Raw genomic sequence first — 23,600 nt, 5'->3', positions numbered from 1 at the left:
GTGACAAGACACTCAAAGTCTGGGACTTGGCTGATGGCAAACAACTTTTCACACTTAACGCTCATCGCGACTGGGTAAACGCAGTCGCCGTTACGCCAGACGGCAAGCGGGTGATTTCTGGTTCATTTGACAACACACTTAAAGTTTGGGATTTGGCTGATGGCAAACAACTTTTCACACTTAACGCTCATCGCAACCTGGTAAGGGCAGTCGCCGTCACCCCAGACGGCAAGCGGGTGATTTCTGCTTCCGATGACAACACACTCAAAGTCTGGGATTTGGCTGATGGCAAACAACTTTTCACACTCAACGCTCATCGCAGCTCGGTAACGGCAGTCGCCGTCACCCCAGACGGCAAGCGACTAATTTCTGCTTCCCGTGACAAGACACTCAAAGTCTGGGACTTGGCTGATGGCAAACAACTTTTCACACTCAACGCTCATCGCAACTCGGTAACGGCAGTCGCCGTCACCCCAGACGGCAAGCGGCTGATTTCTGCTTCCCGTGACAAGACACTCAAAGTCTGGGACTTAGAGACAAACAGAGGATTTTTTCACTTTTTTCGGAATTTAATAACCCGAAGGCAACTTTTCACACTCAACGCTCATCGCGACTCGGTAACGGCAGTCGCCGTCACCCCAGACGGCAAGCGGGTGATTTCTGCTTCCAATGACAGCACTCTCAAAGTCTGGGACTTGGCAGATGGCAAACAACTTTTCACACTCAATGCTCATAGCTACTGGGTAACGGCAGTCGCCGTCACCCCAGACAGCAACCGGGTGATTTCTGCTTCCAATGACAGCACTCTCAAAGTCTGGGACTTGGCAGATGGCAAGGTTATTACCAATTTTACTGCTGATAATCCAGTATGGTGTTGTGCTGTTGCACCGGATGGAATGACAATTACGGCAGGGGATAGTTCAGGGCAGATTCATTTCCTCCAGTTGGAAGCAGGTTTATGAACATCACACCTCGCCCCCCAACCGCTTTTCAAAAAGAATTCCAGCAACTGATTCACGAAGGGAGCAGCAATTTTGTTGGTCGTGAATTTGCCTTTGCTGCTATTACCGACTTCCTCAACCACCAACCCTGTGGTTACTTTACCATTGTGGGCACACCTGGCAGTGGCAAAAGTGCCATCCTCGCCAAGTATGTCATGGAAAATCCTTCTGTTGTTTATTACAGTGCGGAAGTTGAAGGAAAAAATTTGAGTACGGAATTTCTCATAACTGTTTGCACTCAGTTAACCCTTCGGCTACGCTCAGGGTTAAAGCCGAGCGGAGTCGAGGCTTTAATCAGGGAAATGGGGGATACAAATGTGTCGCTTCCGGATAACGCTACTGAGGGAAGTTGGTTTTTCTCACTTTTACTTCAGAAAGTCAGCGATTTATTACAACCAGATCAGCGTTTGATTATTGCTATTGATGGGTGCGATCGCATCGACCTCAACAACCAATTTCCAGACTCAAATCTATTTTACCTTCCTAGATATCTTCCAGAGCGGGTTTATTTTCTCCTCACCCGTCGCCCCTTTTTAAGCGAAAAATCTGGTTTATTAATCGAAACTCCTGCTCAAATTTTGGATTTAGAAGCATATTCCGAACAAAACCGAGAAGATGTGCAGACATATATACAACAATACATTTCAGCAACACCCTCCTTTTTAAACAACGCTGAGTGGATAAACAATCACTCTATCAGCGAACAAGAATTCTACCAACAACTCACACAACAGCTAAGACTCAAGAGCGAAAACAATTTCATGTATCTCAACCACATCTTAAAAGCAATCTCCCAAGGTTTTTATCCCGATAGCCCAAGCGTGGCGTTAGCCATACCCTTTCAATTTGAACCACTCCCTCCGGGGTTAGAGGCGTATTACAAAAATCATTACCAGCGCATCAAGGGTAAAGGTTTGTCTTCAGTGGGATTGGCTGTATTAAAATGTCTAGCACAGCTTGTACAAGCCCTTTCAGTAGAATTAATAGCCCAAATGGTTGATGAAGATGAATACGAAGTAGAAAAAGTGCTAGAAAATTGGCTGGAATTCTTATATCAGGAAATTAGAGGAGAAGAAACCTTTTACCGTTTGTATCATACCAGCTTTCAGAACTGGTTAGGCAAGCAACTCAATTTATCTTAGATTTCGTTCCAGAAAAAGAGGGGCGATTGCGCGGAGCGCAGTGCCTTCGGCAATCGCTCAGCCCGCCCTATGCCCCAGCCCACCAAACCCTCTGGGCAAAGAAAGAAGGGCAATCGCATCTGATGGACGTCCGAAATTCTGAGCGATCGCCTACATCAACTTATGAGTGAGAACATAGGAGTGGAGATTCCTCGCTACACTGCGTTTCGCGACTAATGACATTTACGATTTTTGGAATGAATGCAAGAAGTCTATAAATCAAATAGAAACTATCCTTTCCCTGATAGGGAGGTTGAGTCCACAAAGTTTCGTACGGCACGATCACCATATATTACACGCAAATCGTTGACCCCTATCTCTGTGCATGGATGTAGTCCACAAAGTAAAACCTTGGACTAAGCCAGAATTTCAGCCAAGCGTAAGCTCCTAGACCTAATAGTGCTGTCACAATTAGGGGTAAACCTAACTTAACTTGCAATGCATCGGGAAGGAGAACAATAGCGGAAACAGTAATACCAAAGTATATCAAAAGCACTGCCTGCAAGAGTTGCACAACTTTCAGCGCACGCCGACAGCTACTACAATGTTGGGTATGTTGTTTGTAGCGATCCAAAACTTGTTCGCGATTTTCATTTATATTCCTGATTTCTGGAACACTTATTCCTACTTCACTCCACGGTAGCTGTCCGTGACAATACTTATCAAACCAATTCCTATACTCAATCACTAGCCTATCTGCGCTTGTAGGTAGTTTATAGCAAGTTTTCCAGCTTTGGGACGATTGTGTCTGTTGGAGAAAATACTCTTGCTGTTGTAAAAGCACCATATCTCCATCAAGAACTTCATTGCGTTCGCTAATATGATCCCACCAACGGGGTATAAGACGATGGAGTGTTTTGGCAAAGTTACGGGGAAACTGAGCGACAATCCGAGATTTACCAGGAGATACTGGCATACAATAGGTGACAAGTCCAACCTGCTTTCCACCGTTACCAAACTTGATTGCATACTCCAAGCGACAAGGTGGTTCAAAAGTGATTGTTGTTTGAAAGCGTCCAACTGTTGCCGCTTCAATCAAATTTGCTGTTGATTGCACAATTTTAATTGGTATAGGTTGTGCTTTTGAGCGATCGCCCTGCACGCCGTGATGAGCAAAAGGAACATGACTGGGATCTGCCACATTTTCCACAAGGGTTTGCCAGTCATATTCTAAATCCCGTACAAAAGAAGACCAAACAAAGCCTTTGCTTGCATCTACTTGCGGTGATAAAGGTAAGGGTGTATTAGCAGCTTGTTCGCTTGATTTTGCATCTGGCCAAACCCAGAGTAAATCCTGTTGCTGACGAACTGGTAGTGCTACAGCACACAGATTTTCTTTATTCTTGCTCACAAGTTCTGGATTTTCCGCTTGGGGAATCTGAGTACAAATTCCTTGCTCATCAAATTGCCAACCGTGATAGCTACACATTAAATTCCCCGTTTTGTCATCAATGCGCCCCTCACTTAGGGGAGCCTTGCGGTGGGGACATTGATCTAAAAACACCCGGAAAGTTTGAGATAATTTGGGTTTCCAGATAACTAAACGCAGTCCCAAAAGTGTCACTGCAGTTGGTTGCTTGGGATCTAGGTCTTCGACTGGCGAGAGAGGATACCAGTACTGAAAAAAGTTGAATTCAGGTTCCATTTTACTAACGGGGATTTAAATTCCCAAAACGCTTTAAGTTTTCTTAATGAAGCATTTATTCGCTATATTGAGTGCCAAAACTGAATCTAACCACGAAACAACGACTAAAAAAGCAAGTTAGCAGTTTTTTCCCCATAGTAAGAATTAATGCTCTTTCGTATCCTTCTTATTTTGCTCCTGCTGCTCAAGCCACGTTTCGACTAGATCGACCATCACTGCGTATTGCGCTTAAAAATGATTGACAGTTCAGTTTGAAACTCCTCATTTAATAAATAGTTTAGCTCTCTTGATCCGAGAGATAATGGCTGTTTCTGCCTCTGACAATTTTATAGGAGGATTCCAGTTAGGAGGACGCATTATTTTTTACTACCGATATGACTCAAATCATTTTGGCTAAGATGAGTTGATATTACACCGTTTTTATCCACCTTGATTCCTCAATCAATTCTTTTAGTATATTCATTCTTGGTCAGGCTATCGCACCTAGAAACTAGCTGGCGCAAGAATTTCTTTGACTTTCACTATGTATAAGTTATACAAAAATGACCGAGAATTGCACAGTTGCATTCACCCACTTCAAACTAACAAGCCTCTTAAGTCCCAAAGAATCGCGATCGCCTGCTTTTGTTGCTTGTTTTCCAACCTCATAAGTAGGTCAACCTTAAAAAACATAAAACAAACCTAACCCCCCAGCCCCCTTCCCTATAAGGAAGGGGGAGAGTCAAAGCTGCTCCCCAAGGGAGAGTCAAAGCCTCTCCCCTTGTAGGGGAGAGGTTTGGAGAGAGGTCTTACGTTTAATTAGGTTGACCTACTTATTACCTCTTTTTTGTCAATCATTATTTCTTGACCGGCGCTCTAGGTGTGCGATCGCTTTTTACCAGTCCTCATCGTACCCCGAAAGGGACTTTTGCAAGAGGTCTAATTTTCACTACAAAAATCAAATTATTAAAGAGGGCTAATTTATGTTGGTTATTAATGCATACGCCCCAACCACTCTTTAATCTCCTCAATCAACCAGTGGCGTTCCACCGTAGCCAAAGGACTGGAAGTAAATTTCCGTGTCCCAGAATATTCTATTGTCACCCCTCGCGGTGCGGAACCTTGCTGAACTATCTCTTCGTAGACTTTAGTAATCAGTGAAGTTTTTCCCCGACGCCACCAGTAGCATAAACCAAACAACTTCCAGCGGATTTCAAAATTTTCCTGGTCAAAATACAAGTCCGTGTGTCTAAAAGCAGGTAGCACTGTTGCTTGGAATAGCACAAGCAGCAAAGCTAAAAAAGGGAAAATATACAATATTGCAGAATAGCTGAGTCCTGTTGTCGCCAGATTCAGCCACTGGGGCAGTTGCCAGACAAAAGGAGTCACCAGCCCGATGAGATAAAATAATTTGAACGCTTTCGCTCCGCGTCTGGGAATTTTAATTTCTATCTTATGAGCAGACTTTTTGATTTGAATCCGACTACCTGTAGGCTTGGGGCTAGTCTGCGGTGGGCTGAGTGCGTGTCTGTTCTTGAGTGCGTCTAGTGCTTGGCGAGCAGTACTGAGCCGTTCTGTGACATTTGGTTCTGTAAGTTTACCAATCCAATTCACAAAACCCGCATCGATACTCACTCTGTCAGCAAACTGAATGCGGGAATCTCGATATGGTAAATCAGCAGGCGGCGTCCCTGTGAGGAGATGAATCAAGGTTGCGCCCACAGCATACAAGTCAGAGGCGGGAACAGCACGACCTCCAAACTGTTCCATTGGCACATAGCCGTAAGTTCCCACGACTGTGAAGGTAGCACCTTCTAATACGGCTTGGTCTTGCACTGCGCCAAAGTCTACCAGGTAAACCCGCTCATCCTGACCCCAAATTAAATTGCTGGGTTTGATATCTCGATGCAGCACAGGAGGGTCGAGTTCGTGCAGGTAGACGAGAATGCTCAAAATTTCCACCGCTATCTTTTCTACCTGTGACTCCCAAAAGCGATGACCCTTATCCAGCAGTTCCTGGAATGATCTTCCGGGAATGTAACTCTGCACCAACCCAAACCAGGGAAATCTCGAATCTGGCTGCTCTTCCAAGACAAAGTAATCTCGATACTTGGGAATTCGGGGATGATCAAGATTTTTTAGCACTTGAGCCTCACGCTCAAACAGCTTGCTTTCATCCCAATGCATCTGCGGGCTGAGAGTGAGCAGCTTGACAACAACTTGTTCTTGGGATTGTGTACCCAAATCTACTGCTAACCAAGTTTGACGACTAGCATCTTGCCCTAATTTTTCTTGAAGTTGATAGCGCTTGCAGAGTAACTGTCCCGTTTCTGCCATAACCTTTGAGCCTAAAACCTAAAGTCCCAACCAATGCTTGATTTCATCCACCAGCCAACGGCATGCGTCGTGGGAAAGAGGTGGATTCAATCTACCAAACGAATACTCTTCGACACCAACTGCAAGAGTGACTTCAGCAATTTTATTCTTGCCAAAGCCGCCAGAGTCACTTTTGAAAACTTTGTCAATCTCTAAAACATTTCCTCGCTGCTGTTTGATGCGAAAACCCAGTACTTTCACCTGAATTTCAAATTGCTGATGGTCAAAGTAGACATTTGTCTCCACCAAGACAGGTAAGATAAACCAAGCCGCTAATACGAGACTACCTGTCAACCAAAGCCAATACATCCACGAACTATTGGTCAAAACCGACAACCAAAACAACCAAAATCCGAACCCTGCTACCACAAGCCAATTTCTCGGACTAGTAACCACCTTACGCCAAGGGACAGGAAGTTTAATTTGCAAGCGGCTAGGTGATTTTTTCAGCCAAACACAGCTTTCTGGAAGGCGTGGACTAGCAACTTTGATAGCATTTTGATTAGCTTTGAGAGCCTCAAGCGCCTGTTGAGCGCTCTTGAAACGTCTTTCTAAATTAGGCTGGGTGAGTTGCTCTAACCAACGAGCAAACCCAGGATTGAGCCTGACAAGGTGAGCAAACTGCAAGCGAGAATCCTTTTGAGGTAAATCCGCTGGAGAAATACCTGTTACTAGATGAATTAACGTTGCTCCCAAGGCATAAAGGTCAGATGCTGGAGTCGCCCTTCCGCCAAACTGTTCCAAGGGTGCATATCCATAAGTTCCCACCACAGTAAAAGTGGCTCCCTCTTTAGCAGCGCGATCTTGTACTGCACCAAAATCAACCAAATAAATCCGAGAATCTTTACCCAATAACAAATTGCTCGGCTTAATATCCCGATGCAGCACAGGAGGACTCAAACCATGCAGGTAAATCAGAATTTTTAGGATATTAGCAGCAATTTTGCGAACTTCTGGCTCTGCGAACACTTTACCTTGAGCCAGTAATTGCTTGAGTGATGTGCCAGGAATATACTCCTGAACTAACCCAAAGTAGAATAACTGGTCATCAAGGCAAAAATAATTGCGATACTCGGGAATGCGAGGATGGTTGAGATGTTTCAAGACCTGTGCTTCTCGCTCAAACAGTCTTAAATTCTCCCACTGCATTTGGTCGCTAAAAGTGAGCAGTTTCACCACAACGTCTTCTTGTGTTGACAAATCCTGTGCTAACCAGGTTTGACGACCTGCATTTTCAGCCAGTTTTTCTTTAAGTTGATAGCGATTATCTAAGACCTGTTGCGTTTGCAGCATCGTGTCGCTATTCCTTAACACTTTTGTCCCAAAATGGCACTATGGATCGTCCAGAAATCAACTTCTTGGCTAATGTAGAGACTTACCATACTACATATATAATATTTTGAACTACGCATACAGTCCTTGACTTTTCAAGAACGCTCGACATATAGAGGAATTTTGCTATTAGCTATTGATAATCAATGGTTACCCGCCAAGGAAAAGAAACGATGCCATCATAGAGAGACATTTTTTAACTTATGTGGTAATACAAATTATCTACTGAGTGAAACAACTCTATTCCGGATTTTCTGTCAAATATTTAGCAAAACTTAGATATTTAACAGGAAGGAGAGGAAAGGCGAAATAAAATTTTTTGGGAGAATTAATGACCATTAATGATACGGTTTCTTGGTATATTTACTTAGATAAATGCGAGATAAGTTTTCTATCCTAGTAAATATTATAATTTTTATACAGCTTGCTGTGTTGATTCTGTTGACTAAACAAATCACGAAAAGTAGGATGGGCATTGCCCACCCTAGAGTAAACATTTATTTCAGTTAATTGACAAAAGCTATACTTTAGCAAATCAAAGTTGCATGAGGTATTCTGACTTAATTAAGTTGGCTGCTGTAAGCACTATACCCATAAGCCAAAGTTTCTTTCATAGCAGCTGACGGCTTAAGACTTCTGTTAATCAATTTAGCAAACGGTATCCGGATTCCTTTAATTGTTTCCGGTAGAATGGCGTATTCTTGTGTTGGTTCTACAATGTATTGTGGACACTTTTCTTTCATTCCGGAAGCAGTTAACATGGCTTCTATTTCAGATGCAGAGTATTGCTTGAGATAAACTGAATTCTGCTTTGGGCTGAGTCTTCTCACCAAATTATGAATTTTATGAGAAGGACAAGACTTGTTGTGGAAAGAATGATTGAAAACGAACGTTCCACCTGGTTTAAGTACACGAGATATCTCAACCAGCAGGTTTCTAATTTGTGCCTCTGGTATATGCATAAAGACGCAGTTAGAAATTACCAAGTCTACAGAATTATCTTCTAAAGCTAATAACTCAGCAGAAGCACAAATAATGTAAAACTCTGCTTCCGGAAAAAAATCATATTCTTGCTTACACTTGAGTAACCGTCGCAATAAAGATTCAGAAATATCAATACCGTAATATTTCTGACATTTTAAATTTTTATCCTTTGAAAGGAACAAAGGAATCCGACCGTAACCACAGCCAATTTCCAGAATAGAATCTACAGACTTGTTGATAGGAAACTGATTCCAAGTTCCTCCAGGTCTTCCGGTAAGAAGAGTGTAATCTTGTTTAATCGGCGATGTTTCTTCTGCTTGCTCAATTTTTTGGGAACCATAGTATGTCTTACCAATTTTGTCCCATCTTTGTTTTTGTTCAGTACTATTCAACTGTTCGTAGTCTTTGGGGAAATAAATGCCATCCCGCAGTTGAAAGTCATTTAAGCTGATTTTACTGTTTACTGATTGACTCATTCGATTATTCCTGATACATAGTTAAATATGTTGTCGGTTCTACTCTGAAGTCCATGTTAACCGCAAGTAGTCTTAGTAAGCTCACCGGAATGCACCCCACCCCCCAACCCCCTCCCCGCAAGCGAGGAGGGGGCAGAAAATAACTGACTTTTCACGCCATGTAGAAAAATCCACGAAAAACCTAACCCCCTAACCCCCTTCCCTACTAGGGAAGCGGCTAAGGTAAAAGCCTCTCTCCTCGTAGGAGAGAGGAATGGAAGCGAGGTTTTCCAGATAAGAGTGAAAAGTAAGCAGAAAATAAGGGTTTTAAAGCGGGTGTGCATTCCGGTTAATAAACTTACCTACCTTTGCACATCAACGCTAGATGTAAGGGTGTGAGTGAATTATTCTCGCCTTACAGCCTTACCCTCCTAGTAAGGTTTTCATCTCTGGGTGCCTTTATGGTTAAATAGTATCTTTACACCAAATGTTTTAAATTTGATGGTGGAATAAACATTGGAGGCTGGTATGTCAGAAGTGTCACAAGGCAAGCGAGTGGTGGTTGTTGGTGCTGGTTGGGCTGGTTTAGGTGCAACCTACCATCTGGCAAAACAAGGGTACGACGTGACACTTCTAGAAGCTGGTTCCTATCCTGGTGGATTGGTGGCTGGTTGGAAAACAGCAGCAGGACGTTCAGTAGAAGCGGGTATTCATGGCTTCTGGTATCCTTACACCAATATCTTTTCGCTGATCAATGAACTGGGAATTAATCCGTTTACAACTTGGACTCGTTCATCGCAATATTCTCCCGCGGGGTTAGAAGTTGAATCACCAATTTTTCAGAACTTACCGCAACTCCCGACGCCTCTAGGAACTTTTCTGTATACGCAGTTTAAGCGTTTGCCATTAATTGATCGCCTCAGCGCGCTGCCTTTACTTTACGCCGTTGTTGATTTTGATAACTCCGATGAAGCTTGGCGGCGTTATGATTTTGTCACCGCCCGTGAATTGTTCAAAGACTTTGGCGTTTCTGCACGACTTTACCGCGAATCTTTTGAACCAATGCTGTTGGTGGGCTTGTTTGCCCCTGGGGAACAGTGTTCGGCTGCGGCAGCTTTAGGAATGCTTTACTATTTTATTCTGGCGCATCAACCTGATTTTGATGTGGTTTGGTGTCGCGGAACTGTAGGAGAAAAAATCTTTCGCCCTTGGGTGGAACATATTGAAAAAGCTGGGGCAAAGGTGCTAGCAAACCGCCGAGTCACTGACTTAATTGTTGATAGCGATAATCGGGCAACAGGAGTTGTTTGTGGTGATGAAGTGTTTGATGCTGATGCAGTAATTTTTGCTGTTGGTATCACTGGCATGAAAAAGATTTTATCAAGTAGCCCTAGCTTGCAAAGCCGTCAGGAATTTCGCAATCTGAGCAATTTGGGAGCGATTGATGTTTTAGCAACTCGGCTATGGTTTGACCGAAAGATTCATATTCCCCTTCCTTCTAATGCTTGCTTTGGGTTTGATACAACCACTGGCTGGACATTTTTTGATTTGAATGCATTGCATGATGAATACCGTCACGAACCCGGGACAGTTGTTGAAGCTGATTTTTATCATGCCAATCAGTTTCTTTCCTTAGAAAATGAGGAAATTATTCCGATAGTTCAGCGTTATTTAGCAACTTGTGTACCAGAATTTCGTGAAGCTAAGGTCATTGATAGTAGTGTGATTCGTCTACCACAGGCAGTGTCTCACTTTGCTCCTGGTAGCTATCGTTCTATGTTACCAGCAAAAACAAGTTTTAAGAATGTCTTTATGAGTGGTGATTGGATTGTAAACCGCCACGGTTCATGGTCACAAGAAAAGGCTTACGTTACTGGTTTAGAAGCAGCAAATTTAGTGATTTCTTCTTTTGGAGAGGGTACGCCAGTCAAAATTACACCTGTGCAACCAGATGAGCCACACATTCAATTAGGAAGAGTCGTTAACAGGAGTGCGCGTCATATTGGCAAATCTATCTTGCCTGAATTTTGGTTACCATAGCATTTCGCGTTTAAAGCGTGTTAGCCTTTTTTATAAGGAATTAACCTTTATTCAAAGAATTTTTGTCTCTTATAAAGACTGGTAATTAACTCTGTCCAACGGCAAGACCTTCTGTTCTAAATTTTGAAATCCTCAGAATTTCTTCATTTTTTACAGCTAAGTTGGTAAATGTGTTTCCATTAGGGACGGCTAAGTCGCTGCTGACGCTAGATTAAGCGTCAGCAATTTTTCTTGTACACCATGAAGCCAAGCTGTTGATAAGTTCCACATAAAAGTTGCATTGCTTTATCGTGTAGACCGTTCACTGTTAACTGTTGAGTGTCAACCGCGAGGTCAACAACTCTAATAAGTGATTGTGCAATGAATATGTGTTTTAGCTTAGAAATGATGATGGCGATTGGCTTTGCCACAGAAGCGAATCGCGATCGCCTTACAGCACTGTGCTCCGTGCGATTGGCTTTGCTACTACCCCGAATTGCGATTGGCTTTGCCACTGCCCCTTGGGCAATCGCCCAAAGAATACTGCCCTTTGAGCGATCGCCAGTCCAAAGAAGTGCAAGCGTGTAGCCTCTACGCAGACAAAACACTAAAAAGTTGAGACGGGTTTCTTGCAACGTTGTGTTTTAACGCTTGTTGTGATTTCGCATTGCTTTATGGATCTTCTTCCATCGTTCTTTCTCAGCTAGATTCGCACTCTGGTCTTGTTTGCGAGCAAGGTAGTTGAGTTCTTTTTGCAGTTTTTGGTAGCTCAAAAACCTTGAGTAGTCGAGTCTTCCCTCTTCCAACGCCTGCTGCACTGCACAATCCGGTTCATTGCTGTGCTGACAATTTCGGAAGCGACACTGCTGTGTCAGGGTTTCGATGTCTGCAAACGTTTCCTGCAAACCTTCATCACCTGCCCAAATTTGGATCTCTCGCATTCCTGGAGTATCTATAATTAAGCCTCCAGTTGGAAGTAAAATTAACTCTCGATGGGTCGTCGTGTGTCTGCCTCGGTTATCGCCCTGTCGCACTGGTTGAACGGCTTGAACGGTTGCTCCCTTGATTTGGTTGGTGATGGTGGATTTACCAACGCCAGACGACCCTAACAAAGCAACCGTTTGCTTTGGTTGGAGGTAGGGCTTTAAGCCATCCAATCCTTGATGAGTGGCGGCACTTAAAACTACGATTGGTACACCAAGGGCAACTGCTTCCACTTCCGTTAAACGCTGTTCAACGCTGTCACACAAGTCTGCCTTGTTTAAGACGATAACTGGATTAGCACCGCTCTCCCAAGCTAGAATGAGATAGCGTTCAATTCTTCTGGCATTAAAGTCTCTATCAAGTCCTGAGACTAAGAAGACTGTATCAACGTTGGTTGCAACAATTTGTTCTTCTGTTTTAGCGCCTGCTGTCTGGCGGGAAAATTTACTTTTCCTAGGCAAAATCTTATGGATAGTTGCTCGTCCTTCAGAATCTCTAACACGGATGACAACCCAATCTCCTACTGCGGGAAAATCTTTAGTTTCAGCAGCCTGATACCGTAGTTTGCCTGTAACTTCTGCTGACAGTTCTCCCTGTTCGCTGTAAAGGATATAGGTATTTCTGTGTTCAATGGCTACCCTACCGACAGTAAATCCTTCTTTACGATAGGGTTCAAAGCTGTGAGCAAAAAAGTCGCTCCAGCCTAAGCAATCTAAATTCACTTCTGTTTCCTCAATGTGTGCTACTTGTTTTGCACAAGGCTCACAGAGGAATTCTGAGTTTCATTCCTGTAAGACGGAGGACTGAAAGAGAATCTCTGCGCCTTGTGTCCGTTGAGTTGGGATAGTCAAGGTGACCCGGACAGCTAGAAACTCAGTCATAATTCTTCCTCCTTTCGTGGTTGATAGAGTGTGATAGAGTAATCAACACTTTCACGTTAGCCAATTCCGGAAAAATAGGTGCTGGCTGTTGAATGGTGGGTTTGGCTATGGCGGCGATGCTTCGCAGGAGCGGCTCCTTGGGCGATCGCACTTAAGCGGAATTCTCCGTCTTAAACCATTGCTTGGCAGTAAGTTTTCAAGTTATGTCAAGTCCAGTTGATTAGTGCCTATTCGGTGCACCAACCTCACCCCGGCTTTGGCTTACGCCAAAACTGCCCCTCCCCGCGAGCTCGGGGAGGGGTTAGGGGTGGGGTGCTACGGACGTTGGTAATGATGATTATTTAAACGGACTTAATATTACACCCTCAAATTGGCTGCATTTTTAACTTGGCTAACCTCACTGTTGTAAACTTCAGACGCAACTTCTTCGAGTTCTGGTTCAACTGCCATGAGATGTTTCTCTAAAATAGCCAAATTGCGGATGTTGGACTTATAGAAAGCATCAAATAAATCACCCACTAAAGGCACTGTGCCAACAACTGATTCTAAAGCAACGTTGAAAATCATTTCGCCTAAGTCCTGACGTGGTATGCCAAAGCGAGTTGCTAAGAAGATGATATAAGCCGAAAATGCTGTACTGATCAAATCACCAGCGCCTGGAATTAAACCAATAATTGGATCTAGTCCAATGCGAAACCCTGTCCCTGGAATACGTAAAGATGTGTCCATGAGACGGCTAAGTTGACGAATCCGGTTGAGAGTAGCTAGGCGTTTAATATTGTTCATCTTTTTTCTGCGGGATACCCCGACCTCAGCGAAGCAGGTCGGGGAGGGATAGCAGGTCAAATCTATAGGCTCGATGCCTGTAGATTTGACAACCTCCGAGTTGGCAGCACGATTAAACCCGTGCTTCGCTGTACCAGCCGGACTTTGTTTTTACTGAACTGACCTAGCCGTTTCCAGTTTTGGTCAGACACAGAAACTTGTTTCTCAGTATCGCCACTCACCCATCCACGATAAGTTTTGATTCCTTGAGTAGCTTCTACGTAGTCCCCTTTCCTGAAACCGTGGCGGGTAACAGTGCCACCATATTTGCGTCTTATCCCACCAATGGATGGAACCATCAGATGAAGTTGACGACGCGATATTGGGGGACGGCGAATAATTGTGAATGGCGCAGGTTGTACTTTCACATCTCCTTTCCAACCCATTGTTTGACGGTCAATCATGCCGTACCCGATAAAGACACCACAAGCTAGAGCAACACCGTCTACAGCGTGAGTTGCTGGGATTGCATCACCCTTAGAATGTTTTTGTTTGTGCAGTCCTAGTTGCTGCCTGATATTCGCAGTCTGCCAGCCTTCTACTTTTTTCACCTCGCCGTATCCTTCCAGATTTTCTAGTTGCCATTTCTGACCTACCATCACAGGACTAAAACCTTTATTACCACGCGCTTTGACTATTTCGTAGGCAACTGTGGTCATCGGGTAAATTAGCGATAACTCGTCAATCACCCGTAGCTCTAATTCGCGGTTAGCCCGGATACTGGGAGGCAGTTTATTGCCTCTGCGATTGTCAAACCGTTTCTGGCGATGAGCGCGTTTGCTGAATGCAATCTTGCGGTTAATCCGTCTACCTCTGCGCCCTCTCCGCATCATGTGCCGTTGTTCCATGCGTTCCCTTACTGTTTTAAACGGCAGTTGGATGTGCGCCATCCACAGGGTAAATTTGGCAGACTGCACACCAACACCTGTGTAATGTTTTCCTGGGTCTATCCCAACCGCTATGGGTTGTATGTTCGTAGTTCTAGGGCACCTGACTAACTGAACTTGGAAAATACCAAGGTCGTTGTACACAACCTGCGCTTTTCCTTCTTTTAACCAACGTCGCACTCTGCTGGCTTTTGCTGGCATTAATGGGTTGCCTGATGGCGTTAAAACTGGTACTCGTAACATGGTGATAAACCTTCGAGTAAAGTATTAAGTCCCCTCGCCCAACACTGACAGAATGGCTTGGCTTTACCCAACACTGTCGGCAAAACAGTTTGTAGATAGACCGGACTGGGGAAGCATCCGGCAGTACGTGTCAGTCAGTGTCTCAATCGGCTAGTCAAACACGTAAGATTTGCCTCTTACAAGCCCCACCCTCTTTTAGGGTGGGGTTATTGACATTCGTCTTGTACCGTTAGAAAGAATATAGCGGTTCTCAATTGAAAAGAACACAGCTCTTGTCTAGATTCTTGTGGGATGGGCTTCTAGCCCGTCCTATATCCGGGCGGCTACCAATCCATTGGTGTCAACTTAAAGCTGAAAACTTTGTAATTACCTTACATCATGCCCTTATACTTGCCCCCAATTCTCGCTTCACCCGACCCCGGTTTTGCCTTGCGCCAAAACCTCCCTGCCCCTAATCCCCAGAGGGGGCCCCGAGTTCCCCAAGGCATCGGGGAGGGGATTAAGGGGAGCCAGCGCTATGCAGGAGGGTTTCCCGACCCAGGCGACTGGTGAGTCCAGTCCTGAAGGCGGGTTTCCCGCCGTAGGGAACTGGCGAACCCGAAGGGCGTGTGGGGTACATCAACGTGGGATAAGCCTTTGAAGGTTAAGTTGACACCAATGGCACCAATCCCACTCCACAAAATTTGTATTCCACTCAAGCAAGAACCCCTATAAATATGGAAAAAATCTCGTGATAAGCGCGTTCATTCTTTCTGGCAGCAAGTCATAAGGGTTTCCAGAAATAAGCAGAGGTTCAATTTATTTGTGTCGTATATGCAACCCATCCATACCTTGTTTAATCCAACGCAAGCACTCATATTCTGAATGGAATAACTTTGGGGCTGCAATATTGTTTAATGAATCCGGCGGATAATGGTCGTAAAAATATTTATCAGCCTGTAGGAAGATAATAATCAGATTATCGCGGTAAGTATAGCGAGACTTGAAATGATCTCCATGACTAATAAACTCTAAATGTTCGTCAATATATTCTTTGGCAATCTCAACAATATTATCTATAGTACTACCATAGATTCCCGCTGGATTTTCTACTTTGTGAAATTTGCTTTTATGACCGATTTGTGATAATAATTTGTACGAATAAATTTTGTAATTATCAGCCTTACCGAAAACAAATGGAATGATGAGATATCCTTTGTATGAAACCGAGTGTTCATAAAGAAGACGGCTCATCACTTGAAAAGATGCCATGAAAAGTCAGGTAAATAACTGCATTTAATGTTTAATGTTCAAATTCAGGATGTAATTTCCCACTTGGAGTTCTCCCACCCACAATTCATATTCTACCCGCAAATGCTCTGGTAAAGGATGCCCGCTGAGTGTTAAGCTTCGAGTAAAATTACGCAAGCGAATAGGTTTGGTCTGTTGTTGTGAATCAGTTGGCAACCAGTAGCAAGTTGTACCAGAAACCCCCTGTTCCCACAAGTGACGGTAACTCAATTGAGCATTACCTTGCATCGTCATGATGACTCGGTAAGGAGAAATCTCTAACCATAATACTCGGGGACTGCTGGGAAGATCAGCATGACCTTGCTCTTGGGAAGATATATTCTCTGGAGTGAAAAAGTTCCCTACTTCACAATTTTTTAGAGACGGTGTGGTCAATACTAAAAGGAAGCGATCGCGGTCTTTTTGATACAATACCACGGGGGTTTCGACAACAGACCAAACTGGTAGGTCTGTGCAGACAAGTGATAGATCAACCGACTTGCAATGATGAGTGATCATGGTAGAAGCGATAAGGGCTAGAAAGCAAAAAAAATTTACTTACTTCTAAAGGGAAACCAAGTGTGATTTATACAGGAACCAGTACTAATGCCTAAAGCGATCAATACCAGAACCTTAGGTGATGGAAAACTGTATAACGTAGATGACACCTACTAAAGTGATAGGTACTAAGGCTAAGAACTTATGCAGCCATCCTTAATGAGGATTTGTATTGAAGTATCTGTTATTTTATCTGTTTAGGGAATCGTGTATATAAAATGACTATGAATCAATGCGCAGAGAAACTGCTTGCTTGGTACGACCATAATCACAGACCACTGCCTTGGCGTCAGAAAGTAAATATTTATCACATCTGGGTGTGTGAGGTCATGAGTCAACAAACGACTCTGGCTGTGGTTGTGCCAAAATTCTCAGAATTTGTCAAGCACCTTCCCACTGTGTACGACCTTGCAGCTTGTGATGAGGAAAAACTTCGCCAACTCTGGTCAGGTTTGGGCTATTACGCTCGTGCCCGTAACTTAAAGAATGGTGCTAAGTTCATTGTTGAACAGCTTGATGGTTCTTTTCCTCAATTATACCATGAGTGGCTGAAAATTCCCGGCTGCGGTCCTTACACAGCGTCTGTGATTGCAAGTATTTGCTTCAACGAAAAAGTCGCCTGCGTCGATGGCAATGTTGTGCGGGTTGTCAGTCGTTTGCTAGCGTTATCTGATGATGTCTGGAGTTCTTCCGGACAATCAGCTATTCAAACTCATGTTGCTCAGATGATTCCGGACGTTCGTCCTGGGGATTTCAACCAGGCTATCATGGAGTTGGGCGCTACTGTGTGTCGTAAATCGAAACCTCTATGCCTTTTGTGTCCATTACAGGAACACTGCCAAGCTTTTGCACACAATTGCATCGAAATTTGTCCTCCCAAAAAACCACGGCGTGATGCGGTGGATGTGGAGTTATTTGCTTTGGTGTTTTGGAGAAAGACAGCAGATACACTTGCTATTGCCAACAGAACAAAAGGATTTCTGTCCAACACTTTCGGCTTCCCATTAATTTCTGCAATTGAAGCATCGCAAGCCAAAAAGGTTCTTCAATCTCTGGAACATCTTCAACTTTTTGAACTGCCAAGCAAATTTTCACATCGTATCACCCATCATCGTATTTCTGGAAAGATTTTGGTTGCACAAGAGGTTGAAAACCTAAGCATCACAACAGAGAGTGTTGCTTGGCAGAAACTAGGTTTGCCACAAGATTTTTACTGGGTTTCAAGAAGTGTTATTGTTTCAAAACTCTCCACAAGTTTGGACAACAAGGTTTTTAAGATTTTTCAAAACTATCAGGACAAAGCTAGTTGAGATTTCTTATTTTAAGTTTGATTTTAAATGTTTGGGGTCACAGCATCAAATGCTTGCGCGGCACTTCTACCAAACGAAGGAAGCAAAAGTTAATTTTGTATGTGATGTTGAATACAATATGCTTTTTAGAGCTTTTAACCAAGGCTATTTTAGGGTAGCAAAAACTGATAAGAAAACCGCATAAAACTGTATATACGCGTCTACATTCAACTCTCAAAAGGATTATTTTAACTAAATCGAAATATTACAAAAATATTCCTTAGGCTGAGGTCTAACAAGCCTTTAGGATGAAGTTGTACTTATGAAAATTACTAAATATATAAGTAAATCAATAAATCACTTAATGAAAATTGAGTGAATGAGTTGAATTTACTCAAGCTTACATAACAGTTAAAAGTCCTTTGTAAATGACAATTCCTAATTCGTAATTAACTTAGTATTTACAAATTACGAATAACTCATTACTAATAATTGTTTTATGACTCACTTTGGTGTCATTTGCCCGCCTTTTTCTGGTCACTTAAATCCCATGGCAGCTTTGGGAAGAGAGTTGCGATCGCCCTCGGGCGGGCGCTCCGCGCCATCGCGTGGACATCGCGTTACCTTCCTGCAAATCCCTGATCTAGAACAGAATGTCCTATCAGAAGGGCTAAACTTTTTCCCGATTGGGCTGTCTACCTATCAACCAGGCGAACTTGCTGAAACTTTAGCGCAGTTAGGTCAATTAAGCGGTATAGAAGCGCTACGTTATTCAGTTAAGTTTTGCCAACGTATCACCGCTATTATCTGCCAACATGCACCCGCTGCCATTGAAGCGGCAGGAATTGAAGCATTGCTGGTAGATCAAATGGAACCAGCGGGTGAAGCGGTAGCCGAACTCCTCAATATTCCATTCATCTGTGTATGCAATGCGCAAGCTATCCACCGTAGCGCAGACGTTCCTCCCTTCTTCACTCCTTGGATTTACGACAATACCTGGTGGGCGCGTCTTCGCAATCAGGCTACTTATTACATCTTAGACCGTAGTAGTCAACCGATTCTGCAAGTCCTCAATGAGTATCGCCAAAAGTGGAAGTTGCCAGTTAACCGCAGGTTGTATGCCTCCCGTTCTCAACTTGCCCAAATCAGCCAACAGTCTGCTGCTTTTGATTTCCCCTGCGCTAATCTGCCAAAGCACTTCCATTACACTGGACCATTACGCAATACATCACCGCGCCAGGTTCCTTTTCCCTTTGAACAATTAACTGGGCAACCCTTAATCTACGCTTCCCTTGGAAGTATGCAAAACACCAAGCTGGAAATTTTTGAGTGCATCGCCGCCGCTTGCCAAGGACTGGACGTGCAATTAGTGATTCCTCTTGGAACTAAGATCAATCCAGAAGCAGTTCAAAAACTGCCTGGTTCTCCACTGGTGGTCGAGTATGCCCCTCAAGTGGAAGTGATTGCCAAAGCTAGCTTAACTATTACCCACGGAGGTCTCAACACTGTACTTGATTCTCTCAGTCATGGAGTCCCTCTCATTGCTATCCCCATCACCTATGAACAGCCAGGAAACGCAGCACGAATCAAATGGACAGGTACTGGCGAAGTTATTCCTTTATCTAACCTAAGCATCCCAAGACTGCGAGCAACGATTGAGCAGGTGCTAACAGAAGATTTTTACTTAAATAATGCATTGAGGGTCAAGCGATCGCTTCACTCAGCAGGCGGAGTGAAACGAGCCGCTGACATTGTTGAGCAGTCGATCAAGCAGGAGTCAGTTATCTCAAATCGTGCACTTGCCCGATAAAGTGTCAAGCCAAAATTTAAGAGTGTGTTTATAAAGAAAATCTTAAGTAGGGTGTGTTACGGCTCGACAAATATTTTGGGTTGCCTACAATTATTTTGAGCCGTAACGCACCGCACGTTTGAAGGTGCGTAACGCTGCGCTTTTACTACATATTTAAAATTTATTTTATAAACACGCTCTAAGGCGACAGCTGTCCAGGCATTAGCCTGGACAGCTTATCCGAATCATATTGCGATCGCTTAAATGCCTTAATTAATAGGTGTGGGTTGCGATGACCCCCAGGCACCTTGGCAAAAATGCGATGATGCAGATTTACGTTACTGAATAGGTCTGGGTTAGGTGCCATTTCACTCTTGCCCAGAAAAAGAAAACCGCTATCCTTAAGGCTAAAGTGAAAGCGCATCAAGACTTTAGTTTGCGCTTCTAAGTTGAAATAAATCAGTGTGTTCCGACACAGCAGTAGGTCAATCTGAGGTATGGGAGGGTCTTCAATCATATTGTGACGGCGGAAGAAGATGGAGCTGCGTAAGTCACGACGAAAAACGTAGTGGTCATCAGCTCGTTCAAAATACTTGTTTAGTAAAGAGCCAGGAACATTACTGACCTGATCACTAAGGTAACTGCCTTGGCGAGCTTGATTCAACGCCTCTTGGTCTATATCTGTGCCGTAGATTCGTACCCGTTGGCGAAACTGTTCTAAGCCAAGGAGTTCAGCCAGAACCATCGCCAAAGTATAGGTTTCTTGTCCAGAGGAACATCCTGCACTCCACGTTCGGATCGGTTCCTCTGATGACTTGCTGGCAATTATTTGCGGAATAATCTGATTGCTGAGATAATCCCAATCAGCTATATCCCTGAAAAAGTAGGTGAAATTATTTTCAATGATGTTAAAAAGGTTAATAAATTCTTCTGAATCAACTTCTAAATAGTCGTTATACTTGCTAAAGTCGGTGATGGAAAGCTGTTGCATACGATAACTAATTCGACGCATTAAGCCCTCACGCTTATAGTTAGTGAAATCAAAATGGTGTTTTTGCCTTAGGTAATTTAGTAATGTCTCAAAATGTAAGTCCTCTGAACACATCTGACCCCCTCCTTGAGTTATGCGTTACTGTTTACTCACTGGCTAATTCTTGACTCTATCCCGAGTGGATTCATCTAACGAGAAGCTCAGTCTACTGGACACGAACAACGCTTATAGATTTGACAAATGTAACAAATTTACTTTTCCTGTTTTCATCGTTGCTTGAGCAACTCGAAAAACTTACAGGTGATCTTTCTCAGGGTAGTTGACCTTGCTGCCTATTTTATGGATCAGCTTGAGTGCGTATTCCTGGGCGATCGCACTCTTATTAGCAGTTTTAATAAACACTAAATTGTTTGCCTTTTCGGTTTTCATTAGCCCCTATTCATCTATCAAATTTATCGGTTTAACTGAACAAAAACAAGGTCAAATAAGCAAAATAATTTAATAGTTAATATTTAAAATTGCTTAAACTTTTTCTAAGAAAACATGTTATTTAGGTAATAATATTTAGAAATAACAGTATATTGTGTTGTGTGTAACAGATTTTTTTGGAACTTATGAATGAGTGGCAAAGTTTTTCCATTACCGGGATGCTCCGGAGGAGGCACCCAAAGGGCACCGCACGACAATTCTTTCTGGCATCAAAGATAAATATGTTGAAGACGATTATGTATCCGCACTCAAACTGGTGTATAACCGCAGCATAAGGATGAAGACCTGCATTGCGAACGTAGGAACCCGAGTTCCCTATTCCCCAATCTAAAATCTAAAATTCCACCGTTATGTCCAAAGAATTTGCTATTGGTAGTAAAGTCCGCGTCGTAGCGCTACCACCCTACGTGAAAACTGCTGAACCCATGCCTATGCTGCGCCCCCCTGATGTAATTTACGTTGGAGAAGAGGGTATAGTTCTTGACCGCCGTCCCGGTGGGTATTGGGGTATTCGCTTTTCAAAGGGAGCCTTTCTCCTTGACAGCCAATATATCGAAAGCGTAGAAAGTCTTGCTGAATCTCAAGAATCTGAGAATGGCAACGAGAAATTGTAAACTTATTTTAAGTAGTGTTTTTGTCTATACATAATGATTTCCCGTCGCACTTTTTTGAGCATGTTATTTGCCTGCTGTTTGGCTGTGATCAGTTGGCTAAACTTTGCCCCAACTGCTAATGCGCTTGGTGGCAAACTTCCTGCAATCAATCAACCTGCGCCAGACTTTACTTTGCCAACAAATACTGGTGATGGTAAACTTTCGCTCTCGAACTTACGTGGTAAGTGGGTCGTCCTCTACTTTTATCCCAAGGATTTTACCTCTGGTTGTACCATCGAAGCCCGTCGCTTTCAGCAGGACTTGCCCAAATATAGAGAAAAAAAAGCTCAAATTGTAGGCGTCAGCGCTGACGATGTCGATTCCCACGCTGAATTTTGCGATTCCGAGGGGCTAAAATTCCCCTTGTTAGCTGATACCACTGGGGCGGTGAGCAAGGCTTACGGTTCTTGGATGAGCTTTATATCTATGCGCCATACTTTTATCATTGACCCACAAGGTATTGTGCGTGATACGTTTGTCAAAGTCAATCCAGCGATTCATAGTAAAGAAGTTCTGGCGCGACTCGACGAGTTGCAAAAAGCAGCGACTTGATAGCGTTTATCTGTCAGCTATTATCTGTCAGCTATCAACCACTCAGATTTGTGAAACTCCATCCGCTTGTCGGTGGAGTTTCAAGCTCAATTCAACATTAGTTAAACAAGAGTACACAAGTCCCTAGAACCCCACCCTAACCCTCCCCGTAAACGAGGAGGGAACTGGATTTTTATTGCTTCCCCCCGCTTGCGGGGGGACTGAGGGGGGTGCTTCTTTTTAATTTTGCAAGAGGTCTATTGTGGTTTCTGATTCTGGTAGCGCTCTGTAGAATAAAGTAAAAAGGCAAATTTTTTTCTATTTGCCTTAATGCCTGCTAGCTGCACAGAAACGCTACTATGGACTTTGAACCGTTACATAAATCCTGCTCAACTCTAATCAATGCTTCTCAAAGCTATTCAATTGGTGTCGAGCAACGCTAATACTTCCTGTTTCACTCTGGCGGTGTCGGCACTCACTAGTCCACAGGCGCGAGCTCCGTCTAACTGACGACTCTATGTATCGAAGAGAAGTTAAAAAAAACTTCTTTTGAGGCGCTACTAACGACCCTCTGTCTAGGTCGCTTGCACTTCGCCTGTGGCACGTTTACCAAACGCCAGTCGATGCTGGAAGGGTTATCCTCGCTCCGGCACGGTAGTTAACCGTTAATATATTGACTATAAGAGCGTCTTTTCGCTATACCTGCTCAAAATTGACGACCGTGTGATTTGACTTGAATAGATTTTAGGTTACAGTTCCATGCCCCAAACTTCCGCCCGAACTGCTTCACGAAAGGTAGAATTTGCTCAACCACCAGATCCTCGTAAGCCTCTGGAATTGCTGCGAAATACAGAAGCTTTGCTGCGCCGTCCCGCAGTAGCAGCCATTGTGCCGATTTTGTCCCCAAAGGTGGCTAGGCGCGTGAAAGCAGCTTCGTCTGTCGCAGAGGACTCTTTGAAGGATTTAGCAGAGATTGATCTAGAGAAGATTAGCGACTGGGAACTGCAACCTGCACGCATTCGGGTTGGGTTGAGCTTTGTTGGCTTTGGGGCTTTGATGATAGTTGTGCTGTTACTGTACGTGAATACGTTGCATCCAGAACTGAGTACAGTTCAGCAAATTGGGAAATACTGGTATCAATATGTTTGGTTTGTCTGTTTGGGTGTGGCGGGAATGTTTCTACTTGGTCGGGAAGCAATGCGTTCTGCTCAACAGCAGCAATCAAACCAACGGTAATGC

The 23,600-nt window shown here is 43.7% G+C and carries 21 protein-coding genes; 8 read left to right on the top strand and 13 right to left on the bottom strand.

Annotated features, from left to right (window positions below; all coding sequences use genetic code 11):
* A partial coding sequence (locus ACM0OZ_RS10795) for a WD40 repeat domain-containing protein (RefSeq protein WP_414582831.1) occupies positions 1-962 on the top strand: 962 nt, incomplete at its 5' end.
* Positions 959-2,143, top strand: coding sequence for an ATP-binding protein (locus ACM0OZ_RS10790; protein ID WP_414582830.1), 1,185 nt, complete (start codon positions 959-961; stop codon positions 2,141-2,143). The genes ACM0OZ_RS10795 and ACM0OZ_RS10790, both read left to right, overlap by 4 nt.
* A gap of 352 nt (positions 2,144-2,495) precedes the next feature.
* Here ACM0OZ_RS10790 and ACM0OZ_RS10785 read toward each other — a convergent pair whose 3' ends face one another.
* The 4 genes from ACM0OZ_RS10785 to ACM0OZ_RS10770 all read right to left on the bottom strand — a co-directional run bounded on the left by ACM0OZ_RS10785 (position 2,496) and on the right by ACM0OZ_RS10770 (position 8,974).
* Entirely contained in the window at positions 2,496-3,827 is a 1,332-nt protein-coding gene (locus ACM0OZ_RS10785) for a Rieske 2Fe-2S domain-containing protein (protein ID WP_414582829.1), read from the bottom strand.
* 972 nt (positions 3,828-4,799) lie between these two features.
* Positions 4,800-6,143 carry a serine/threonine protein kinase gene (locus ACM0OZ_RS10780; protein ID WP_414582827.1) on the bottom strand — a complete coding sequence of 448 codons (1,344 nt, stop codon included), beginning with the start codon at positions 6,141-6,143 and terminating at the stop codon, positions 4,800-4,802.
* An 18-nt stretch (positions 6,144-6,161) separates the two neighbouring features.
* Entirely contained in the window at positions 6,162-7,475 is a 1,314-nt protein-coding gene (locus ACM0OZ_RS10775; protein ID WP_414582826.1) for a serine/threonine protein kinase, read from the bottom strand.
* Positions 7,476-8,074: 599 nt separating this feature from the next.
* A complete protein-coding gene (locus tag ACM0OZ_RS10770; protein ID WP_414582824.1) occupies positions 8,075-8,974 on the bottom strand; it encodes a methyltransferase domain-containing protein in 900 nt (299 codons plus the stop codon).
* Positions 8,975-9,481: 507 nt separating this feature from the next.
* On the opposite strand from ACM0OZ_RS10770, the gene ACM0OZ_RS10765 reads away from it, so the two are divergent.
* Entirely contained in the window at positions 9,482-10,993 is a 1,512-nt protein-coding gene (locus tag ACM0OZ_RS10765) for an FAD-dependent oxidoreductase (protein WP_414582822.1), read from the top strand.
* A 218-nt stretch (positions 10,994-11,211) separates the two neighbouring features.
* Here ACM0OZ_RS10765 and ACM0OZ_RS10760 read toward each other — a convergent pair whose 3' ends face one another.
* From ACM0OZ_RS10760 to ACM0OZ_RS10730, 7 genes are all read right to left on the bottom strand, one after another.
* Complete coding sequence (locus ACM0OZ_RS10760; RefSeq protein WP_414582820.1) at positions 11,212-11,607, bottom strand: hypothetical protein; 396 nt, start codon at positions 11,605-11,607, stop codon at positions 11,212-11,214.
* 9 nt (positions 11,608-11,616) lie between these two features.
* Positions 11,617-12,678, bottom strand: coding sequence for a ribosome small subunit-dependent GTPase A (gene rsgA / locus ACM0OZ_RS10755; protein ID WP_414582819.1), 1,062 nt, complete (start codon positions 12,676-12,678; stop codon positions 11,617-11,619).
* Between the two features lie 516 nt (positions 12,679-13,194).
* Complete coding sequence (locus tag ACM0OZ_RS10750; protein WP_414582817.1) at positions 13,195-13,623, bottom strand: DUF4112 domain-containing protein; 429 nt, start codon at positions 13,621-13,623, stop codon at positions 13,195-13,197.
* Between the two features lie 62 nt (positions 13,624-13,685).
* On the bottom strand, positions 13,686-14,792 hold the full coding sequence (locus ACM0OZ_RS10745) for an RRXRR domain-containing protein (protein WP_414582815.1): 1,107 nt from the start codon (positions 14,790-14,792) through the stop codon (positions 13,686-13,688).
* Between the two features lie 515 nt (positions 14,793-15,307).
* A complete protein-coding gene (locus tag ACM0OZ_RS10740; RefSeq protein ID WP_414582813.1) occupies positions 15,308-15,490 on the bottom strand; it encodes a hypothetical protein in 183 nt (60 codons plus the stop codon).
* A 100-nt stretch (positions 15,491-15,590) separates the two neighbouring features.
* On the bottom strand, positions 15,591-16,025 hold the full coding sequence (locus ACM0OZ_RS10735) for a hypothetical protein (protein WP_414582834.1): 435 nt from the start codon (positions 16,023-16,025) through the stop codon (positions 15,591-15,593).
* Positions 16,026-16,067: 42 nt separating this feature from the next.
* Positions 16,068-16,580: a hypothetical protein gene (locus ACM0OZ_RS10730; RefSeq protein WP_414582811.1), complete on the bottom strand. Its 513-nt coding sequence runs from the start codon at positions 16,578-16,580 to the stop codon at positions 16,068-16,070.
* A gap of 263 nt (positions 16,581-16,843) precedes the next feature.
* On the opposite strand from ACM0OZ_RS10730, the gene ACM0OZ_RS10725 reads away from it, so the two are divergent.
* Both ACM0OZ_RS10725 and ACM0OZ_RS10720 read left to right on the top strand, forming a co-directional pair.
* On the top strand, positions 16,844-17,929 hold the full coding sequence (locus tag ACM0OZ_RS10725; RefSeq protein ID WP_414582809.1) for an A/G-specific adenine glycosylase: 1,086 nt from the start codon (positions 16,844-16,846) through the stop codon (positions 17,927-17,929).
* Positions 17,930-18,407: 478 nt separating this feature from the next.
* Positions 18,408-19,718 carry a glycosyltransferase gene (locus ACM0OZ_RS10720; protein ID WP_414582807.1) on the top strand — a complete coding sequence of 437 codons (1,311 nt, stop codon included), beginning with the start codon at positions 18,408-18,410 and terminating at the stop codon, positions 19,716-19,718.
* A gap of 178 nt (positions 19,719-19,896) precedes the next feature.
* On the opposite strand, the gene ACM0OZ_RS10715 is transcribed toward ACM0OZ_RS10720, so the two are convergent.
* The gene (locus ACM0OZ_RS10715) at positions 19,897-20,802 is read right to left on the bottom strand and encodes a CheR family methyltransferase (protein WP_414582805.1); all 906 of its coding nucleotides are present in this window, start codon (positions 20,800-20,802) and stop codon (positions 19,897-19,899) included.
* Positions 20,803-20,982: 180 nt separating this feature from the next.
* A complete protein-coding gene (locus tag ACM0OZ_RS10710) occupies positions 20,983-21,117 on the bottom strand; it encodes a hypothetical protein (protein WP_414582803.1) in 135 nt (44 codons plus the stop codon).
* Between the two features lie 410 nt (positions 21,118-21,527).
* Between ACM0OZ_RS10710 and sipA the strand changes: the two genes are divergently transcribed.
* From sipA to ACM0OZ_RS10695, 3 genes are all read left to right on the top strand, one after another.
* Positions 21,528-21,791: a regulatory protein SipA gene (sipA, locus tag ACM0OZ_RS10705; RefSeq protein ID WP_414582801.1), complete on the top strand. Its 264-nt coding sequence runs from the start codon at positions 21,528-21,530 to the stop codon at positions 21,789-21,791.
* A 33-nt stretch (positions 21,792-21,824) separates the two neighbouring features.
* Positions 21,825-22,382 carry a peroxiredoxin gene (locus ACM0OZ_RS10700; protein WP_414582799.1) on the top strand — a complete coding sequence of 186 codons (558 nt, stop codon included), beginning with the start codon at positions 21,825-21,827 and terminating at the stop codon, positions 22,380-22,382.
* A gap of 738 nt (positions 22,383-23,120) precedes the next feature.
* The gene (locus ACM0OZ_RS10695) at positions 23,121-23,597 is read left to right on the top strand and encodes a hypothetical protein (RefSeq protein ID WP_414582797.1); all 477 of its coding nucleotides are present in this window, start codon (positions 23,121-23,123) and stop codon (positions 23,595-23,597) included.
* Positions 23,598-23,600 lie beyond the last annotated feature (3 nt).

The sequence above is a fragment of the Scytonema sp. PCC 10023 genome (genome assembly GCF_963920835.1).
Lineage (GTDB): Bacteria > Cyanobacteriota > Cyanobacteriia > Cyanobacteriales > Nostocaceae > Kalymmatonema.
This window is presented reverse-complemented; position numbering and strand designations above follow the sequence as displayed.

What these genes read in the sequence shown, in the direction of transcription:
- ACM0OZ_RS10715 (WP_414582805.1), bottom strand. Translation starts at nt 20,802, where the DNA reads ATGTGTTCAGAGGACTTACATTTTGAGACATTACTAAATTACCTAAGG.
- ACM0OZ_RS10695 (WP_414582797.1), top strand. Translation starts at nt 23,121, where the DNA reads ATGCCCCAAACTTCCGCCCGAACTGCTTCACGAAAGGTAGAATTTGCT.
- ACM0OZ_RS10780 (WP_414582827.1), bottom strand. Translation starts at nt 6,143, where the DNA reads ATGGCAGAAACGGGACAGTTACTCTGCAAGCGCTATCAACTTCAAGAA.
- ACM0OZ_RS10720 (WP_414582807.1), top strand. Translation starts at nt 18,408, where the DNA reads ATGACTCACTTTGGTGTCATTTGCCCGCCTTTTTCTGGTCACTTAAAT.
- sipA (WP_414582801.1), top strand. Translation starts at nt 21,528, where the DNA reads ATGTCCAAAGAATTTGCTATTGGTAGTAAAGTCCGCGTCGTAGCGCTA.
- ACM0OZ_RS10700 (WP_414582799.1), top strand. Translation starts at nt 21,825, where the DNA reads ATGATTTCCCGTCGCACTTTTTTGAGCATGTTATTTGCCTGCTGTTTG.
- ACM0OZ_RS10785 (WP_414582829.1), bottom strand. Translation starts at nt 3,827, where the DNA reads ATGGAACCTGAATTCAACTTTTTTCAGTACTGGTATCCTCTCTCGCCA.
- ACM0OZ_RS10765 (WP_414582822.1), top strand. Translation starts at nt 9,482, where the DNA reads ATGTCAGAAGTGTCACAAGGCAAGCGAGTGGTGGTTGTTGGTGCTGGT.
- ACM0OZ_RS10790 (WP_414582830.1), top strand. Translation starts at nt 959, where the DNA reads ATGAACATCACACCTCGCCCCCCAACCGCTTTTCAAAAAGAATTCCAG.
- ACM0OZ_RS10730 (WP_414582811.1), bottom strand. Translation starts at nt 16,580, where the DNA reads ATGATCACTCATCATTGCAAGTCGGTTGATCTATCACTTGTCTGCACA.
- ACM0OZ_RS10750 (WP_414582817.1), bottom strand. Translation starts at nt 13,623, where the DNA reads ATGAACAATATTAAACGCCTAGCTACTCTCAACCGGATTCGTCAACTT.
- ACM0OZ_RS10725 (WP_414582809.1), top strand. Translation starts at nt 16,844, where the DNA reads ATGAATCAATGCGCAGAGAAACTGCTTGCTTGGTACGACCATAATCAC.
- ACM0OZ_RS10745 (WP_414582815.1), bottom strand. Translation starts at nt 14,792, where the DNA reads ATGTTACGAGTACCAGTTTTAACGCCATCAGGCAACCCATTAATGCCA.
- ACM0OZ_RS10710 (WP_414582803.1), bottom strand. Translation starts at nt 21,117, where the DNA reads ATGAAAACCGAAAAGGCAAACAATTTAGTGTTTATTAAAACTGCTAAT.
- ACM0OZ_RS10735 (WP_414582834.1), bottom strand. Translation starts at nt 16,025, where the DNA reads ATGAGCCGTCTTCTTTATGAACACTCGGTTTCATACAAAGGATATCTC.
- ACM0OZ_RS10775 (WP_414582826.1), bottom strand. Translation starts at nt 7,475, where the DNA reads ATGCTGCAAACGCAACAGGTCTTAGATAATCGCTATCAACTTAAAGAA.
- ACM0OZ_RS10770 (WP_414582824.1), bottom strand. Translation starts at nt 8,974, where the DNA reads ATGAGTCAATCAGTAAACAGTAAAATCAGCTTAAATGACTTTCAACTG.